This window comes from Solwaraspora sp. WMMD792, from assembly GCF_029626105.1.
Lineage (GTDB): Bacteria > Actinomycetota > Actinomycetes > Mycobacteriales > Micromonosporaceae > Micromonospora_E.
Genome location: NZ_JARUBH010000009.1, coordinates 3,501,702 through 3,519,079, shown reverse-complemented (window position 1 = coordinate 3,519,079; position 17,378 = coordinate 3,501,702). Strand labels below are relative to the sequence as shown.

Below are 17,378 nucleotides of genomic sequence, written 5' to 3'. Positions count from 1 at the left end.
GTTGGGGTTGGCTGAATGCGGTGGGAAATCTCCAGACATGACTGGTTGGGCTTGGGCAACGCTCGTGTCGGTATGTGGATCGAAGAGCTTGTGGCCACGGAAGATGGGGATCGGGCGAGTGAGCTGATGGCACTCGTTGAGGCCGAAGCCGTTCCTGCCAACGGGCCGATGCGTCAAGCGATGGCGGCTGCCGTTGCTGCCTGTGTTGCCCAAGGTCTTGTCCGAGCTGCTGGAGCTGGTCGAATTGAGCTGCTTTACCTGGCCTTTCAGCTCGCAGGAGGGGTGGTGCGACATCCCGAGGCGGGGATTGTGCGCCGTGAGGTCATCAACTGCCTGCCGGCGGTCGCCGAAATAGCGGAGTGCGGATCGCGTCCGGAAAGGATGCAGTGTATTGACTTCCTGTCCATGTTTGGCAGGCTGGATGAGTACTGCTATGGCCGGGCTGCGTATCTGTTGACCATGATCGGGGTGACTGGTCGAGATGAGGCGGATGCCGTCGCAATCGAACTTGACGATCTCAGTGGATCGGTGGATTTTCCGACTGATCGCTGAAGTCCAAACGGTTGCGATGATGAATTCTCGGAGATCCGCAGTGGACACGGGTCACCGGAGGTCAGTGGCTGGTTGCTGTCGGAGCCTGCGGGTCGCAGGTCCGGTCAGAGTTGGCGGAACTCGCCCTTTTCTGCGCCGTCGAGGAAGCAGTCCCACTCCTCGGGGGTGAAGATCAGGACCGGACCGTCCGGGTTCTTGGAGTCGCGGAGCGCGTACGCCTGACCCAGGTTGGCGACCTCGACGCAGCCACCGTTCGCGGATGACTTCCTGCTCTTGCGCCAGACGGCAGTGCTGAGGTCGAGGTCGGGGGTCACGTGCTGCTCCTCGTCGGTCAACCCGTGGCGCGGGTCAGGGCGGTGATCAGCTTGGCGCTCTCGGGTGGGCTGAGCGCGGCGGCGGTGATGTGGTTGTACGCCAGGTTACACCGACGCAGGTCTGCCTCGCGTTCGAGATAGAGGCCGCCGGCCTGGCCTTCGACGTAGACGACGGGTGAGTGGATGTCCTCCTCGAAGTCGAAGATCGTGAACGCGCCGAGCTCGCCGGGGTAGCTGCCGTGGCTGTACGGGACGACCTGGAGAGTGAGCCACGGAGCAGCCTTGACGGTGTCGAGGATGTGGGTGAGCTGGGCGCGCATCACGTCGGTGCCGCCAACCCGGCGGTGCAGGACCGCCTCGTCGAGGATGATCCAGGTCTGCGGCGGGTCCGCGAAGAGCCGTTCCTGACGGGCGCGGCGGATCTGCACCTGCCGTTCGACTTCCTCGGCGGGCGCGTTCGGCAGGTGCGTCGAGACGATCGCGCGGGTGTAGTCCTCGGTCTGCAGGAGTCCGTGGACCATCAGCGGTTCGAAGACGCGGATGTTGGTGGCCGAGGACTCCAGGCTGAGGAAGGTCGCGAACTGCTGGGGCACCATGCCGAACTTGGACCACCAGCCGCGTTCCTTGCCGCGCTTCTGCAGCTCGATCATGTCGTTGCGGGCGGTCTCGTCGGTGACGCCGTACATGTCGAGCATGACCATGAGCTCGGCGCGGTTGGTGCCGACGTAGCCCGCCTCGACCTTCTTGATCTTCGACTCGGAGCAGCCGAGTTTGTCGGCGACGACTGCCTCGGTGAGGTTGGCGGCGCGGCGTAGGCGGGTGAGCTCCTCGCCGAGCTGCCAGCGCGGGATGGTTGGACCGACGACCTTGGGCACGTCTGCCTCCACAGTGGGTGAGGTGGATTCCGCCATCTTGGACCATCCATGCCTGTCAGCGCAACCAGGCTAGCGTGATCCATCTTGATCATTAAGGCCGACCGATCGAGATGGTCTCAAGATTTTTCCATGGAAGAATTGACGGACCAGATTCGGCGTGCCACTGTCGATCCAAGCGAGTTACTGGATCGCGACGATCTGTGATCTTCAGTCCTCTGTGCCGGTGGCACCCGTTCCGTCGCCGGCCAACCTCGTGCACCCGTAGGAGTCCTTCGATGCCTTCGCTGCGCTCTGACCTGCCCAAAGACGGCCCACCGGTCGGGGAACCCGAGCGCGGCGACACGTCCGACCAGTGGCCGCTACGTGGGGTCCTGATGTGCGCGGCGTGTGGGCGGCGGCTGCAGCCGTTGCGGACCACTGACGGTGGGCGGGCGTACCGGGGACCGTGTGGTTGCCGGCTGGGCCCGGCCGACGCGGGCCGGATCGAGCGGCTCGTCGGCCTGTCCATCGCCCGCCGCCGCCCCGACCTGGCCGCTGTGTCGCCGCCGCGCACCGACGCCGACGTGATCGGCGAGGCCATCGATCAGGTGTACGTCGGTGCCGACGCCGACGACCTGCTGATCGTCTGGCGCACCTGAGCCGCCGCCCGTCGTCGCTGCCGAGGTGGGCGTGGCGGCGGGCGGCGTTCCACGCCCTTGTCTGCGCACTCTGCCGAGGAGTCTGCCGAATGTCCACGTACCCGCTGGCCGACGACCTGTTCCGGATGGCCCACCACCGGTTGCACGGCCGACCGTTGCTGCACCCCCGCGCGCTCAGCCACGGACTGGCCGCCGCGTTGCTGGCCGAACTGCTCTACCCGCAGCGGATCGCCGTGCGCCGCGGCCTGGTCGTCGTCGGCGCGACCGTCGCCCCGCCCGACGACCTGGTGCACGGCATCCTCGCCCAGATCAGCGCCGCGCCGACCCCGCAACCGGTGAAGACCTGGGTCGGTCTGCTCAGCGAGACCGCGGTCCGGCAGGTCGCCACCCGACTGGCCCGCGCCGGCCACGTACGCCGGGAAGTGACCCGCCGTCGCCTCGTCGGTCGCGGCGAACGGTGGGTGCCCACCGACATGAACACCGCCGGCTGGCCCGCCGTCCGGCTGGCCACCGCGCTGCGCGCCCGCCGCCGCCTCCACGTCACCGATCAGGGTCTGGCGGCGTTGACCTGGGCCTGTGGCCTCGACCGGCACATCCTCAACGGTGCGCCGCCGCACGCCTACGACGACCTGCGCACCCTCGTCGACCACGGCTGGCCGCCGATCGTCGACCTGGCCCGGCAGACCCGCGCGGCACTCGGCCGTACCGTCGCCGCCCACCGTGGCTGACCGGCGGCGGCTGATGATGGTCGACTACCCCGACCCGGCCGGATACCCACTGGCCGCACTGATCCACTGCGCGGACTGCCGGACCCCGATGACCCCGGCCGTCCGTGCCGCCACCCGCGTCTACCGGTGCACCGGTGCGTGCCGCAACGAGATCGACGCCCTGCACGCCGAAACCCTGATGTGGGACCGGGCCGCCGCCCGACAACCACAGACTGGCCCGACCGCACCTGCCGGCCGACCGGCGGAGCGAGGTCTTCGCATCCCTGCTGACCGAGGTGTACGCCCGAGGCCCGTCGAGCTGGCTGTCGCTGCGTGCCTCCTGGATCGACCGTCGGCGACGGGCTGCCGGCCCGACGCCGCCTCCGGCCGGGTGAGCCGAGCCGTCGCCGCCGAGACGAAGTCATGTCTTGCCCGCCCTGGAGAGAAGGAACAGGTTATGGACGTCTGCGCGTTGACCAGCGCTGCGGTGCTCGGCTACCTGGCCGGGCTGTTCTCGTTCCGGGTCAAGAGCCGCTGGTGCCCCAAGTGCGGCGAACTCACCACCACCCCGCCACCGCCGAGCGTCTGAGCCCTGCGGTCAAGCTGGTCGGGTGGCACAACGACAAGGCAGGAGAGGCGGTGGGCGAGCCGACGACCGCGTACCTGCTGCTCGGTGCCCTCGGCCTGGCACTGTTTCCGGGGCGCCGGACGGGCTACCTGCGCGGGCTCTCCCCGTCAGGTGGTAAGGGCTTGATAAATCGTCGAGACCTGTCCACCGTGTCCTCGTACCCAAGACCCGCGTAGAACCGGTGCGCCGCGTCCCGGTGAACGCTGCTGGTCACCTCCATCATGATGCAACCGGCGGCCCAGGCCCGGCGCTCGATCTCGGTCAGCAACGAATGCCCGACGCCCTGCCCCCGGTATCGGTCGTCGACGACCAAGGCGACGACCCGGCCGAACCTGCCGGTCCTCTCCAATATCGGACACACATGCAGGGCGGCGACTCCGATCAGCTCGCCGGCGTCATCGGCGCCGAGCAGCACGCTGGCCTGGTCGTGCAGCCAGTAGGTCAGACGTTCGTGGACATCGGCGTCATCGGTGGGGTAGCCGAGCTGATCCAGCAGGACGCCGAGCCGGGCCGTGTCGTGCCGATCGACGGGGCGGATACGGATTGCCATGCCGCGTAGTCTGCCGACGTGCCTGAGCTGATCGCACCCACCATCGAGCTGTACGCGTCATGGCTCGACGCCCGCGACGAGTGGGGACGCGGCACCCACCAGGACGGCAGCGGGCTGCGGCCGTCTGACGACGTCGACACGACCGGGGCGCTCGGTGCGACGCTGCCGTCTCCGCCGGCCACGCACGGGACGGGGCCGCGATGACGGCGGCGACACCGCGTACCGAGCGGGAGGCCGTCGAGATCCAGCGCGAGCTGGCCCGCCGGGTACGGGTCGACCAGCCGATGGCCGACCCGCCGAGGTTCGTCGCCGGCGTCGACGTCGCGTACGAATCGGACTCGTCGGCGGCGGGCCGACTCGCCGGTGCCGTCGTCGTGCTCGACCTGGCCGACGACCTGTCCGTCGTGGCCAGCGCGACCGCGACCGGCGTCTGCGACTTCCCGTACGTTCCCGGCCTGCTCGCGTTCCGCGAGGTTCCGGTCCTGCTCACCGTCCTCGACCAGCTCACCGTCCGCCCGGACCTGCTGGTCTGCGACGGGTACGGCGTCGCGCATCCGCGCCGCTGCGGCCTGGCCAGCCACCTGGGCGTGGTCACCGGCATCCCGGCGTTCGGCGTGGCCAAGACGGCGTTCGTCAGCACCCACGGCGAGGTGCCGCCCGAGCGCGGCGGCTGGGCCGACCTGGTCGACGGCGGTGAGGTGGTCGGCCGGGCGCTGCGCACCCGCACCGGCGTCAAACCGGTGTACGTGTCGGCCGGGCATCTCATCGACATCGCCCAGGCGACCGAGGTCACCCTGCGCCTGACGCCTCACTACCGGCTGCCGGAGACGACCCGCCTGGCCGACCACGCCTGCCGGGAAGTTTCCCGGCACGGCTGAAACCGCGCGCCTCCGCCACACGTCTGGGGGATGTCGGTCGAATTGGGAACATCGACCGGGACCCCGGCGGTGGGCGGGTAGCCGTCGCCGCCGGGTCACCGACAGTCGGATGAGGGTGAAACGTGGTGACGAGCCGATGGATCACGGGTCTGGGAATCGCCGTGCTGGCCGGCGCGGTGGCGGCGTGCGGCACGACCGCACCGGCCGGTGACGCGACGCCGACGTCCGACCCGGACCCGACGACGGTGACCGGGACCCCGACCGGCAGCCTGGCGCCGCCGCCGGAGCCGACGGCACCGACGGGCGGTCTGCCGCAGGTGCTGTCCGGCACCCGGCAGGTCACCATCGTGCGGGCCGAGGCGTTCGAGTCCGGGCTGTCGGTCACCGACGACGGACGGTTGGCCGAGGTCGACGGAGACGAGGGCCGGCAGTTGTTCGTCGCGGTCCCGTTGCAGGGGCGGCTGTTTCTGATCGAGTCGTACCAGGGGACCGGCGGCGGCGGCCCCGGCGCCGGTGACCCGGTCTGCTGGCGGGTGCACAACCCTGGAGACGGGGGATCGTTGTCGGTCGAGGGTGCGGCCTGCGACGCCGGTGACCCCCGGCAGCGGTTCGCGATCGTCGCGGCCGACACCGGCGCCGACGACACCTTCATGATCAGCAACAGGTCGGCGTACCTGCGCACCTCGGCCCGCTCCGGGCTGATCCTGGAGGAGCAGGGCGACGGTTCGCCGACCCCGGACGGGTTCCGGTTCACCGACAATGGGCCGGCGCCGACCCGGTGACCGGCGGAGGAACGATCAGGTGACGGGTGAGGCACGACCAGGTGACGGGTGGAGCACGACGGATGCGTGACGCCGACGAGTTCGACGCCTTTTACGCCGCGTCCGCCCAACGGGTGCTCGGACACCTGTCCGTGGTGCTCGGCAACCGGGCCGACGCCGAGGACGCGGTCGCGGAGGCGTACGCCCGCGCGTGGGACCGGTGGCGGTCCGTGCGCGACTGTGACAGCCCGGAAGCCTGGGTACGCACGGTCGCGTACCGGATCGCGGTGAGCTCCTGGCGTAAGGCGGTGAACCGGCTGCGCGCCCACCGCCGCGACGCCAACGGCCAACAGGTCGACGAGGTGTCGGCCGACCACGTCGCGATCGTCGCCGCGTTGCGGCGGCTCGGTGTCGACCAGCGCCGGGCCGTCGTGCTGCACCACCTGGTCGGCCTGAGCGTCGCTGAGATCGCCGCGGAGACCGGCACCAGCCCGAACACGATCAAGACCTGGCTGGCCCGGGGCCGCAAGGCGTTGGCTGTACACCTGACCACCAGCGGCGACGAAGGGCGGAGCCGTGCCGTCTGACGACCGATTCGACGAGACGCTACGCGACGTGGCCCGGCGGGCCGGGCAGACCGGCCGGCTCGCCCCGGCGGCGGACATCCGGCGGCGCGGCGAGACGCTGCGCCGACGCCGACGGGCCACCACCGCCGCGCTGGCGGTGACGCTGGTCGGAGCCGTCGGCGCGGGCGTCGCTGCGATCCAGCTGGTGACCGCCGCACCGCAGCTGCCGGTCGGACCGGCCGGCCCGACGGTGAGCGTGCCGTCCGGATCGCCGTCCGGATCGCCGACCGGATCACCGACTGGCACCCCGACTGGGGTCCCGACCGGGGCGCCGGCCTCCGTCGGGGACGATCCGCTGCTGTCCGGGGACCGCCAGGTCGCGATCGTGCGTACCGACGCGTTCGAGTCGGCGGTGTCGCTGCTCGACGACGGCCCGCTGGGCGAGGTCGACGGGACCGAGGGCCGACGGCTGTTCGTCATCGAACCGGCCGGGGCGGACACCTTCCGGATCCGCGCCGCCGAACCGAACCCGGACGGCTCCGACGCGTGCTGGCAGGTCAGGTCGTCGGGCTCGGACCCGTTGACCGTCGTCGCGGCGGACTGCGTGGCATCTGAGCCGCGGCAGCACTTCGCGATCAGCGTCGTGGAACGGGCCGGCGGGGAACCGTCGTACGCGATCAGCAGCGCCTCGGCGTACCTGCAGCACTCCGCCACCCGGGGCCTGATCCTCGAAGAGCTGGGCGACGCGACGCTCACGACATACTTCCGGCTCGTCGACAATGGTCCTTCGCCGGGCTGACCCGCCCGGCCCGGCGGTGCCGACGGTGTGGCTGACTGTCGTGCTTGTACGTACCACTCTCGCGGTTGGGCTTCGTCGTCGAATACCGTCGCGTTGCCAAACAATTCGTTGGCATCCGATGGATGAACGGTTACATCAACTACTGCGCCGGTCTGGCCGCCGGCACCGGCGCCGCTGCCGGGCTCGGCGGCGGAGTGACGCTGGCACTGGGCATCAAGGGTGTCGAGTTCCTCGCCCTACGGGTCGCGCAGGAACTGCTCAAACGGCTCACGGCGCGCACTCTGGGCAAGGCGGTGCCGATCGTCGGAGCGGTGGTCGGCGGAGGGCTGAACTTCGCATTCATCAAGGCCGTCGGCTCGACGCTGCTCGCGTTCGAGGACCAGATCTTCAACGACGTCGCCGAGCGACCGGCAATCGGCGGTTGATCTCCGGTTGATTGGCGGGACGACGGAATGTCGGCCGCCCTGCTGCGGTTGTTACCCGGTGCGTCCCGTGCGTACGCGTCGTTGTGATTTCCGCACGCGGGGCGTTCCGCGCGGTCGGGAATGGGCGTCGCATCAGCCCTGACCGCCGTGCTGGGCACCGACTGACCGTATGTCCCGTTCGCGGGGTCCGGGCCTCTGCCAGACGATCAGTGCCCGGATCTTCCGCACCCTCCCGGAACGGAGATCCGCAGATGACCACCGTTCTTCACAGATCCGCACTGTCCGTCGCCGGTCTGCTGGTAGCCGGCGGTGTGGTGGCCGGTCCGGCTGCCGCAGCCCAGGCCGCCCCGGCCTCGGACACCGCCAGGTCCACCACTGCCTCCGCCAGTTCCGGCAGCGGCGAGTGGTCCAGCGAGGGCCGGCTGCTGAACACCCGCTACGAGCGGCAGCCGAACTTCTACTACTGCGGGCCGGCGGCGACCCGGATCGCGCTGACCGCGCAGGGCCGCGAACTGTCGCAGGACGAGGTGGCCAGCAGGCTGGGCACCACGGTCGCCGGCACCGACTCGGCCGAGGACACCACCCGGGTGCTCAACGAGCTCACCGGCGACGACAAGTACCGGACCACCGCGATCGAGGCGTCCAAGGCGAGCCAGGCGCAGATCGACCAGCTGCGCGACGACGTGCGGGCGACCGTGGACGACGGCCGGGCCGTGGTGGCCAACATCATCGGTACGGTGAGCGACGTCGACGGCCGGACCCACTCGTACCCGGGCGGGCACTACGTGACCGTGGTCGGCTACGGCGAGGGCGGCGACGCCGTCAAGATCGCCGACCCGGCCTTCCTGGGCGCCGAACACTACTGGGTGAGCACCGAGACCCTTGCGCACTGGATCGCCACCCGCGGCTACTCGCACTGACGTCCTGACCTCGCCCTGACCATGTTGGCCGGGTCTGCCGGGTACCCGGCAGACCCGGCCAACGGTCGTCACCGGCTGGCCTTGATCCGCTGCGGTTCATCGACCCGACACGCCGGTCGGCAGTCCGATGAGCCGAAGTGGATCACTGCTGCGGTGGCGGGCTGAGCCTGCGCCGGACGTGACCCATGCCCATCGCGGTCCGGTCCCCGAAACCGGCGTAGCTGGCGAACGCCGCCAGGGCGTCGACCGCGCGTCGCGCGTCGCCGGGCACCCCCGATGCCTCCGCCAACTGGAAGGTCACCGAGCCGACCGTGCCCCGACGGAACCGGTGCTCCGGGTTACGCTGCCCCGGCTCCACCAGGTGCGTGGCCATCCGCAGTTGAGCGTCGACCACCTCCAGATGGTCGACGACCGCCGGCTCCGCCGACGTCGGCAACGCCACCTCCCCGGCGAACGCGTCCCAGCGCCGGGTCAGGTTGGTGAACACCCGCTCCGCGTCCGGCCAGGGGCGCTGGCGGCGGGCACCGTCCCCGCGTCCGGTGGCGAACCCGACCGGGGTCAGCAGGTCGTACGCCCAGGTGGTGGCGGCCGGGTCGGCGCCGGTGGCCAGCTCGGCGTACGACACGGCGTGCACGGCGACGTCGACGGTGCGGTAACGGGTCTGCGCGATCTGATGCCCGGCGGCGTGGTGCAGCGCGGCGAGCACCGGGGCGGCGTACGCGTCGATCAGCAGGCCGACCACGATCCGGGCCGGCTGCCCCGGTGTCGACGGTGGCCGGCCCTGCTCGTCGAGGACCGGGCTGAGGGTGAACGGCTTGTACCGGGCACTGTCGTGCAGCATCGTGGACAGCTCCGGGTCGACGGCGCGGACCGCTTTGAGGAACGCGGCGTAGACGGCCGGGCCGGTGTGCGGTGGCGGGACCGCCGTGGCGGCGGTCGGCACCAGGGAGACGACGATCTGGGTGGGCATCGGGCCGGCGTACCCTCTCGGTCTGGTGTGGTCGGTGAGTGCCCCCCACTCAAGCAGACCGGCGCCAGCGGGCCGGGGGATCCGCTGCCCGACCCGGTCGGAGTCGGGCAGCGGATCGGATCCGGATTCGGTCCGCTCCGTAGGCGGTACCGGTGCAGGATCAGGACGCGGTGCAGCTCAGGTCGGTCGGTGTGGTGCTGGGCCCGGAGCCGACGAAGCCGACCGTGGTGGCGGCGTCCGGCGCGAGGGCCCCGTTGTACGGCTCGTTGCGTACCGTGTTGACTCCGCCGGACGTGGTCAACCGGCCGTTCCACAGCGACCCGATCGACGTACCGCTCGGGTTGGTCCAGGTGAGCGTCCAGCCGGAGATCGCCGAGGTGCCGGTGTTGCGCACCTCGATGCCGCCCTGGAAGCCGCCCTGCCAGCTGCTGGTCACCGTGTACGTCGCGGTGCAGCCGTCGTCGCCGGGGCCACCGTCGTCGGCCGCGGTGGTGACCGTCCGCGCCGGTGAGGCCGGCGAGACGTTGCCGGCGGCGTCGCGGGCCCGCACCGTGAACGTGTAGCTGGTCTCGGCGGTCAGGCCGGAGACGGTGTACGTGGTGCCGGAGACCGTGGCGACCAGGGTGGCCGGCGCACCGCCGGTCGACCGCAGCACCTGGTACGAGGTGACGCCGACGTTGTCGGTCGACGCCGCCCAGGTCAACGTCACCGAGTCGGCGGTGACGTCGCTGGCGGTCGGCTGGCCGGGGGCGGTCGGCGCGGTCACGTCGTCGTCCCCGCCGCCGTCGCTGTAGCGCTGCGCGAGGCTGATCCCGGTGGTGGAGCCGGCCCCGCCGAGCGGCACCTGGTGGTCGAGGCTGACGAACTTGCCGTCGTGCTGCCACAGCGCCGGCTTGAGCACCTGGTTGTACTTGACCTCGTCCCAACTGGTCCAGTCGTCGAGCAGCAGGCCGCCGGTGTCACCGGAGTTGGGGTTCAACGACCAGAACGTGTGGTGGATGCCGTAGTCGATCATCAGGTCGCGCAGGGCGTGCAGCCACTTGTCCTGCCGGGCGTCCTGGCCGTACCGGCCGCCCCACTCGCCGATCAGCAGCGGCGCGGTGTCGTCCTCGTGGATGTAGAGCCAGTTGGGCCGCCACACGTCCTCGGTCAGCGACGCCTTGTCGAACTCGCCCTGGAACCACGGCTGCTCGTAGACCAGCGGGCCGTAGTCGTGCGGGGAGTAGACCAGCTGGTCCTGGTTGGTGCCCAGGTCGACCGGGTGCTCGGCGACGCCCCGCAGGTTGCCGCCCCACCAGTTGTAGAAGTAGTTCGGGCTGAGGTCCGGGTTGGTGTTGGGGGAGTCCCAGTCGGCGTGCGGGCGCGGGTAGACCTCGATGCCTTCGCAGAGGATCAGCAGGTCGGGGTTGATCGCCAGGATCCGCCGACCGGCGGTTTCGCAGGCGTGCTTGAAGTTGTCCTGGTCGGTCGACGAGTCCCACTTGGCCCGCTGCGGGTCGTTCGGGGTGCCGTGCGGCTCGTTCTCGATGTCCATCGCGACGATCGTGTCGTTGTCGCGGTAGCGCTCGGCCACCCACTCCCAGCCCTGGTAGAAGTCCTCCGGGGTGATCGAGCCTTTGAACCACATCGGGTAGAGGTGGCCGGAGTTGTCGGCTTCGGCGCTGTGCACATCCAGCATGACCTTCAGGCCGTACTTTTCGCACAGGTCGAGCCAGTAGTCGAAGATCTGCAGGTTGTTCAGCCCGTCCAGCTCCGGGTTGACGTACGCGTTGATGTTGGGCCGGGCCAGCGGCTGGCCGGCCTTCCACTCCAGCAGCAGCTGGGTCGAGATCGGCACCCGGACGATGTTGATGCCGCGCTGTGCCATCGCGCGGGTGACCGCCTCGATGTTGGCCGACCACAGGCCGTGGAAGACCCGCTCGGTGGCGTTGTAGCCGAACCAGTTGGCCCCGGTGAGCCACACCTGGTTGCCGGCCTCGTCGACGATCGTGTTGCCGTCGGTGTGCAGCCAGTCGTTCGCCGGCACGGCCTGCGCGGCTGCGGCCGCGGCCGCGGCTGATGCGGTGGCTGGCGCTGATGCGGTGGCCGACGTGCCGGTGCGGGCAGCCGGTGGGGCGGCGGCTGCCGTGGCGGGGGCGGTCGGGACGGCGGCGACCGCCCCGAGTAGCAGGCCGGCCGCCGCTGTGGCGACCCACCGTGTCCGTATCGACGGCATTTAGCGGTTCTCCTGTCGTGGGTTGGGCAGTCGTGGGAGCGCTTCCATCGACAGAGGTTACGACGTACCAAGGTCGTAATGGAAGGACGTGGTCCCGGCGGGCGTACCGCCGGGGCGTGTCTGGCTGCGACAGATCCATTGACTTCCATTTTGTGGCTCCCGTAGGGTCGCAACGACGGCCTTCGATAGCGATGCGGTGACCTGGAGCCGGCATCGTGTGTCGCTCCGGGCGAAGGTGAGCAGGGCCGCCCTGGCGGGCCCGCCCGTTGTGCGCGCGTGGCTCGAGCCTCGCCGGCCAGCGTCCCCGCTCCAGTCGATCCCCCTGCGGCGTGATTCGGCGCACGCCTGTCCGCACCTGTCACGACAGAAAGCGAGCTCCCGAATCATGTTCCGAAGATTGGCCCTCTGCCTGGTCATGGTGCTGGTCACGATCAGCTTCAGCGCCGTGCCGGCCCAGGCCCAGGCGGACTTCACCGTCCTGGTCTTCAGCAAGACCGCCGGGTTCCGGCACGACTCGATCCCGGCCGGCATCGCCGCCATCGAGCAGCTCGGCGCGCAGCACAACTTCACCGTCGAGACCACCGAGGACGCCGGCCAGTTCACCACCGCCAACCTGTCCCGGTTCCAGGCGGTCATCTGGCTGTCGACCACCGGAGACGTCCTCAACGCCAGCCAGCAGTCGGCGTTCGAGAGCTTCATCCGAGGCGGCGGTGGCTACGCCGGCATCCACGCGGCGGCCGACACCGAATACAACTGGCAGTGGTACGGCAACCTGGTCGGCGCGTACTTCGCCAGCCACCCGGCGAACCAGAACGCCACCGTACGGATCGAGGACAGCTCGCACCCGTCGACGGCCGGGCTGCCGACCGCGTGGAACCGCTACGACGAGTGGTACAACTACCGGACCAACCCACGCTCGGACAACCACATCCTGGCCACCGTGGACGAGAGCACGTACACCGGCGGCACGATGGGCAGCGACCACCCGATCGCGTGGTGCCGAGGCTACGACGGTGGCCGCTCCTGGTACACCGGCATGGGCCACACCAACGAGAGCTTCAGCGACGCGAACTTCCGCAGCCACGTGCTGGGCGGCATCCAGTACGCCGCACAGGGCGCCGGCAACTGCTCGACCAGCCAGACACCCCCCGGCTACAGCGAGGTCACCCTGGCCAAGGGCGTGGCCGAGGTCGGCGAGCCGATGGGCATGACGGTGCTGCCGAACCGGGGCGTGCTGCACACCTCCCGCGAAGGCACCATCCGCTACACCGACGCGGCCGGCAACACCAAGGTGGCGCTGACCATCCCGGTGTACACCCACGACGAGGAAGGGCTGCAGAGCATCGAGGCGGACCCGAACTTCGCCACCAACCGCTGGGTGTACGTGTACTACTCGCCGCCACTGAACACCCCGGGCGGCGACGCGCCGTCGACCGGCTCGGCGTCGCAGTTCGCACCGTTCAACGGCTACAACCGGCTGTCCCGCTTCACGGTCAACGCCGACCACACCCTGGACCGGTCGTCGGAGGTGACGGTCCTGCAGGTCCCGACCAGCCGGGGCATGTGCTGCCACGTCGGCGGTGACATCGACTTCGACGCGGACGGCAACCTCTACCTGTCGACCGGAGACGACACGAACCCGTTCGACTCCAGCGGCTACACGCCGATCGACGAACGGTCCAACCGCAACCCGGCGTACGACGCGCAGCGTACCGCCGGCAACAGCAACGACCTGCGGGGCAAGGTGCTGCGGATCCGGCCGAGCGCAAACGGCGGCTACACCATCCCGGCCGGCAACATGTTCCCGGCCGGCACGGCGAACACCAAGCCGGAGATCTACGCGATGGGCTTCCGCAACCCGTTCCGGATGTCCGTGGACAAGGCGACCGGCATCGTCTACCTCGGCGAGTACGGGCCGGACGCCAGCACCGCCAACCCCAACCGCGGGCCGGCAAACCACGTCGCGTTCGAACGCATCGCCCAGCCCGGCTTCTACGGCTGGCCGTACTGCTCGAACTACAACACGCCGTACATCGACTTCACGTTCCCGTCCGGCCCCTCCGGTGCCCCGTTCAACTGCTCCGGCGGGCCGGTGAACAACTCCCCGAACAACTCCGGCATCACCCAGCTGCCCCCGTCGCAGCGGGCCTGGCTGCCGTACGGTGGCGAGCAGAACCCGCCGGAGCTGTGCTGCGGCGGCCTGTCACCGATGGACGCCGTGGTCTACAACTACGACCCCTCGCTCGCCTCCGACGTGAAGTTCCCGGCGTCGATGAACGGCAAGGTGTTCATCGGCGAGTTCGGCCGACGGTGGATCAAGACGGTCACGGTCACCGGCTCCGGCGGGGTGGGCTCGATCGACCCGTTCCCGGACTACACCGGCACCCAGGTGATGGACCTGGAGTTCGGCCCGGACGGCGCCCTCTACGTGCTCGACTACGGCACCGGCTGGGGCAGCGGTGACGCCAGCTCGGCGGTGTACCGCATCGAGTACAGCTCCGGCGGTGGCCGATCGCCGATCGCCGCCGCGTCCGCCGACCCGACCACCGGTAACGCGCCGCTGACCGTGCAGTTCAGTTCGGCCGGGACCAGCGACCCGGACGGTGACGCCATCACGTACGCGTGGGACTTCACCACGGACGGCAGCACCGACTCGACGCAGCCGAACCCGTCGTACACGTACACCAGCAACGGCGAGTTCACGGCGACGCTCACAGTGCGCGACAGCACCGGCCGCAGCGCCACCGCGAGCGTGGTGATCGGGGTGGGCCGGCCGACGGTCACCCTCGACCTACCGCGCAACGGCCGGCTGTTCGAGTTCGGTGACGCCATCCCGTTCGAGGTGACGGTCACCGACCCGGACGCGTCGACGATCGACTGCAGCCGGGTGAAGGTCAACTATCTGCTCGGGCACGACAGCCACGCCCACGGCATCTCCAGCGCCACCGGCTGCTCGGGCACCCTGCAGACCACCGAGGACGGCGAACACGACCCGAACGCGAACATCTTCGGAGTCATGATCGCCGAGTACACCCCGGCGGGCGAGACCATCCCGGTGACCTCGGCGCAGACGGTGCTGCAGCCCCGGACCCGCCAGGCCGAGCACTACGGCGACCAGCAGGGCACCACGCTGGTGGAGAAGGCCTCCGCACACGGCGGGAGCGCGGTCGGCTACATCGAGAACGGCGACTGGATCTCGTTCACCCCGTACAACCTGGCCGGGGCCACGTCGTTCACCGCCCGGGTCGCCTCCGCCGGCTCCGGCGGCACCATCTCGCTGCGGACCGGCTCGGCGTCGGGACCCGTCATCGGTACGGCCACCGTGAGTCCGACCGGCGACTGGGAGACCTGGACCACCGTCACCGGCACGCTCACCCCACCCAGCGGTACGCAGAACCTGTTCCTCGTCTTCACCGGCGGCTCCAGCTACCTGTTCGACGTCGACGAGTTCACCTTCCGTGGCGGCGGCACGACCCCACCGCCGACGACGGCGCCACCGACCACGGCGCCGCCCACCACGGCCCCGCCAACGACCGCTCCACCGACCACCGCACCACCGACCACGGCCCCGCCGACGACCGCACCACCGACCACGCCGCCGCCCACCGGGCCGTCGTGTTCGGCGACGTACTCGGTGATCGGGCAGTGGCAGGGTGGCTTCCAAGGTGAGGTGCGGGTCACCGCCGGATCAACGTCGATCAGCGGCTGGACGGTCACCTGGACGTTCAACGGCGGGCAGACCGTCAGCCAGTCCTGGAGCGCCACTGTCACGTCGAGCGGTGCCAACGTGACCGCCCGCAACGTTTCCTACAACGGGTCGCTCGGCGCCGGAGCCAGTACGACGTTCGGCTTCATCGGCTCGGGCAACAGCGGAGCCAACGTGTCTTCGCTGAGCTGCACCGCAAGCTGATCAACGAGGAACTGCGCGGCACCCATCGGCTGGTGGGTGCCGCGCAGTTCTGTCTTTCGGCCGCAGCGTCACTCCTTCGGATCAGGGTGCCACGAGGTGCCAGAAGGGCATCACTGTGATGCCATTGCGGCTTGCTAGTGGTGCCATCGTGTGCCATGATGGCGTCATGGACCTGACGTCGTACGTGAGCAACCTCGGGCGGGAGTTCGCCACCCTCGCCGAAACCGGCGGAGACGAGGCACGGGCACTGGTCGAGCGCCTGACCGGGTCGCTCGAGTCAGCCATCCGGATGACCCTGCTGGACGCGCTGTCGGCCGCCGCCGACGAGATCACCCGCGACCTGGCACCCGGCTCGGTGGAACTGCGGCTGCGAGGACGCGACCCGCAGTTCGTCGTCACCGCGCCACCCGCCGATCCGACCGGTCCGACCGGACCCGCCGGCGGGGACGCCCCAGCGACGGACGACGGCACACCGGACAGCGACCTGCTGACCGCCGAGGACGGCCCGGTCGCGCGGATCAACGTACGCCTGCCCGAGCAGCTCAAGGCCGCCATCGAGGAGGCCGCCGCCAAGGAGGGGCGCTCGGTCAACGCCTGGCTGGTCCGAGCTGCGGCCACCACCGTCCAGCAGGGCGGCCGGGACCGGCGTCGCGACGAACGCGGCACCGGGAAACGGAGCACGCAGACCTTCACCGGCTGGGTGCGCTAGCCACACCGCCCCCCGCGGTCCACCGTCCACCTTCCACACCTCACGTCCCCGACCTGCGGGGACGGCCCACCAACCCAAGATGCGGGGACAACCATGCCTACTTTCGACACACCCGAACCGATCTCCGTCACCCTCGAACTCGGCAGCGGCGACGTACGGATCGCCGCGAGCGACCGCACCGACACCGTCGTCGAGGTCCGCCCCAGCGACGCAGCCGACGACTCCGACGTGGCCGCCGCCGCCCGGGTACGCGTCGACTACGCCAACGGCACCCTGCGGATCACCGGCCCGAAGTCACCCGCCTTCGACTTCTCCCGCCGGACCCGATCGGCCGAGGTGTCCATCGAACTGCCCAGCGGCTCCCAGGTCTCCGCCGAACTGCAGCTGGGCGACGTCCGCTGCACCGGACGGCTCGGGCAGTGCCGGGTCAAGACCGCCGCCGGAAACGCCTGGCTGGAGCTGACCGGCCCGCTGCGGGTGGACACCGCAGCCGGCCACGTCACCGTCGACGGCGTCACCGGCGACGCCCGGATCGCCACCGGCTCCGGCAAGGTCCAGCTCGGCGAGATCGACGGCACCGCCGTGGTCAAGAACTCCAACGGCGAGACCACGATCGACGCGGTCACCGGCGACGTACGGGTGCGGGCGGCCAACGGCGACATCCGCGTCGAACGGGCCGGCGCCGGCGTCGACGCGAAGACGTCCAACGGCAGCATCCGCCTCGGCGAGGTGGTGCGCGGCTCGGTCGTGCTCGGCACCGCCATGGGCAACCTGGACGTCGGCATCGCCGAGGGCACCGCCGCCTGGCTGGAAGTGAAGACCGACTTCGGGCAGGTCCACAACCTGCTGGAGACCGCCACCCGGCCCGACGACGCCGACGAGACCGTCGAGGTACGCGCCCGCGTCTCCTACGGCGACATCACCATCCACCGCTCCTGACCCACTCCTTGCTCGAAGAGAG

The 17,378-nt window shown here is 70.2% G+C and carries 19 protein-coding genes; 14 read left to right on the top strand and 5 right to left on the bottom strand.

What is annotated here, in order from left to right; genetic code table 11:
• The first annotated feature begins 72 nt into the window (after positions 1-72).
• Positions 73-552, top strand: coding sequence for a hypothetical protein (locus O7629_RS16820; RefSeq protein ID WP_278170264.1), 480 nt, complete (start codon positions 73-75; stop codon positions 550-552).
• A gap of 104 nt (positions 553-656) precedes the next feature.
• Here the strand turns inward: O7629_RS16820 and O7629_RS16815 are convergent, their stop codons facing one another.
• The gene (locus O7629_RS16815) at positions 657-866 is read right to left on the bottom strand and encodes a DUF397 domain-containing protein (protein ID WP_123604840.1); all 210 of its coding nucleotides are present in this window, start codon (positions 864-866) and stop codon (positions 657-659) included.
• Between the two features lie 17 nt (positions 867-883).
• Positions 884-1,777: a helix-turn-helix transcriptional regulator gene (locus O7629_RS16810; protein WP_278170263.1), complete on the bottom strand. Its 894-nt coding sequence runs from the start codon at positions 1,775-1,777 to the stop codon at positions 884-886.
• A 239-nt stretch (positions 1,778-2,016) separates the two neighbouring features.
• On the opposite strand from O7629_RS16810, the gene O7629_RS16805 reads away from it, so the two are divergent.
• The 3 genes from O7629_RS16805 to O7629_RS16795 all read left to right on the top strand — a co-directional run bounded on the left by O7629_RS16805 (position 2,017) and on the right by O7629_RS16795 (position 3,675).
• A complete protein-coding gene (locus tag O7629_RS16805; protein ID WP_278170262.1) occupies positions 2,017-2,379 on the top strand; it encodes a zinc ribbon domain-containing protein in 363 nt (120 codons plus the stop codon).
• 89 nt (positions 2,380-2,468) lie between these two features.
• Positions 2,469-3,107: a GPP34 family phosphoprotein gene (locus tag O7629_RS16800; RefSeq protein ID WP_278170261.1), complete on the top strand. Its 639-nt coding sequence runs from the start codon at positions 2,469-2,471 to the stop codon at positions 3,105-3,107.
• A gap of 436 nt (positions 3,108-3,543) precedes the next feature.
• Complete coding sequence (locus tag O7629_RS16795) at positions 3,544-3,675, top strand: hypothetical protein (protein WP_278170260.1); 132 nt, start codon at positions 3,544-3,546, stop codon at positions 3,673-3,675.
• Between the two features lie 124 nt (positions 3,676-3,799).
• Here the strand turns inward: O7629_RS16795 and O7629_RS16790 are convergent, their stop codons facing one another.
• A complete protein-coding gene (locus O7629_RS16790) occupies positions 3,800-4,264 on the bottom strand; it encodes a GNAT family N-acetyltransferase (protein WP_278170259.1) in 465 nt (154 codons plus the stop codon).
• Between the two features lie 18 nt (positions 4,265-4,282).
• Between O7629_RS16790 and O7629_RS16785 the strand changes: the two genes are divergently transcribed.
• The 7 genes from O7629_RS16785 to O7629_RS16755 all read left to right on the top strand — a co-directional run bounded on the left by O7629_RS16785 (position 4,283) and on the right by O7629_RS16755 (position 8,613).
• Complete coding sequence (locus tag O7629_RS16785; RefSeq protein WP_278170258.1) at positions 4,283-4,468, top strand: hypothetical protein; 186 nt, start codon at positions 4,283-4,285, stop codon at positions 4,466-4,468.
• On the top strand, positions 4,465-5,142 hold the full coding sequence (locus O7629_RS16780; protein WP_278170257.1) for an endonuclease V: 678 nt from the start codon (positions 4,465-4,467) through the stop codon (positions 5,140-5,142). The genes O7629_RS16785 and O7629_RS16780 overlap by 4 nt, the downstream gene beginning before the upstream one ends.
• Positions 5,143-5,267: 125 nt before the next feature.
• Entirely contained in the window at positions 5,268-5,924 is a 657-nt protein-coding gene (locus tag O7629_RS16775; protein ID WP_278170256.1) for a hypothetical protein, read from the top strand.
• Between the two features lie 62 nt (positions 5,925-5,986).
• A complete protein-coding gene (locus O7629_RS16770; protein WP_278170255.1) occupies positions 5,987-6,490 on the top strand; it encodes a sigma-70 family RNA polymerase sigma factor in 504 nt (167 codons plus the stop codon).
• Positions 6,480-7,268: a hypothetical protein gene (locus O7629_RS16765; RefSeq protein WP_278170254.1), complete on the top strand. Its 789-nt coding sequence runs from the start codon at positions 6,480-6,482 to the stop codon at positions 7,266-7,268. The genes O7629_RS16770 and O7629_RS16765 overlap by 11 nt, the downstream gene beginning before the upstream one ends.
• A gap of 65 nt (positions 7,269-7,333) precedes the next feature.
• Positions 7,334-7,693: a hypothetical protein gene (locus O7629_RS16760; RefSeq protein ID WP_278170253.1), complete on the top strand. Its 360-nt coding sequence runs from the start codon at positions 7,334-7,336 to the stop codon at positions 7,691-7,693.
• Between the two features lie 251 nt (positions 7,694-7,944).
• Positions 7,945-8,613, top strand: coding sequence for a C39 family peptidase (locus O7629_RS16755; protein ID WP_278170252.1), 669 nt, complete (start codon positions 7,945-7,947; stop codon positions 8,611-8,613).
• A 142-nt stretch (positions 8,614-8,755) separates the two neighbouring features.
• Here the strand turns inward: O7629_RS16755 and cas6 are convergent, their stop codons facing one another.
• Positions 8,756-9,583 carry a CRISPR system precrRNA processing endoribonuclease RAMP protein Cas6 gene (cas6, locus tag O7629_RS16750; RefSeq protein ID WP_278170251.1) on the bottom strand — a complete coding sequence of 276 codons (828 nt, stop codon included), beginning with the start codon at positions 9,581-9,583 and terminating at the stop codon, positions 8,756-8,758.
• Between the two features lie 160 nt (positions 9,584-9,743).
• Positions 9,744-11,798 carry a cellulase family glycosylhydrolase gene (locus O7629_RS16745; RefSeq protein WP_278170250.1) on the bottom strand — a complete coding sequence of 685 codons (2,055 nt, stop codon included), beginning with the start codon at positions 11,796-11,798 and terminating at the stop codon, positions 9,744-9,746.
• Between the two features lie 385 nt (positions 11,799-12,183).
• Between O7629_RS16745 and O7629_RS16740 the strand changes: the two genes are divergently transcribed.
• The 3 genes from O7629_RS16740 (at position 12,184) to O7629_RS16730 (ending at position 17,356) form a co-directional block, all read left to right on the top strand.
• Complete coding sequence (locus tag O7629_RS16740) at positions 12,184-15,708, top strand: ThuA domain-containing protein (protein WP_278170249.1); 3,525 nt, start codon at positions 12,184-12,186, stop codon at positions 15,706-15,708.
• A gap of 166 nt (positions 15,709-15,874) precedes the next feature.
• Positions 15,875-16,417, top strand: coding sequence for a ribbon-helix-helix protein, CopG family (locus O7629_RS16735; RefSeq protein ID WP_278170248.1), 543 nt, complete (start codon positions 15,875-15,877; stop codon positions 16,415-16,417).
• A gap of 93 nt (positions 16,418-16,510) precedes the next feature.
• Positions 16,511-17,356, top strand: a complete 846-nt coding sequence (locus O7629_RS16730) for a DUF4097 family beta strand repeat-containing protein (RefSeq protein WP_278170247.1) — start codon at positions 16,511-16,513, stop codon at positions 17,354-17,356.
• The last annotated feature ends 22 nt before the right edge of the window (positions 17,357-17,378 follow it).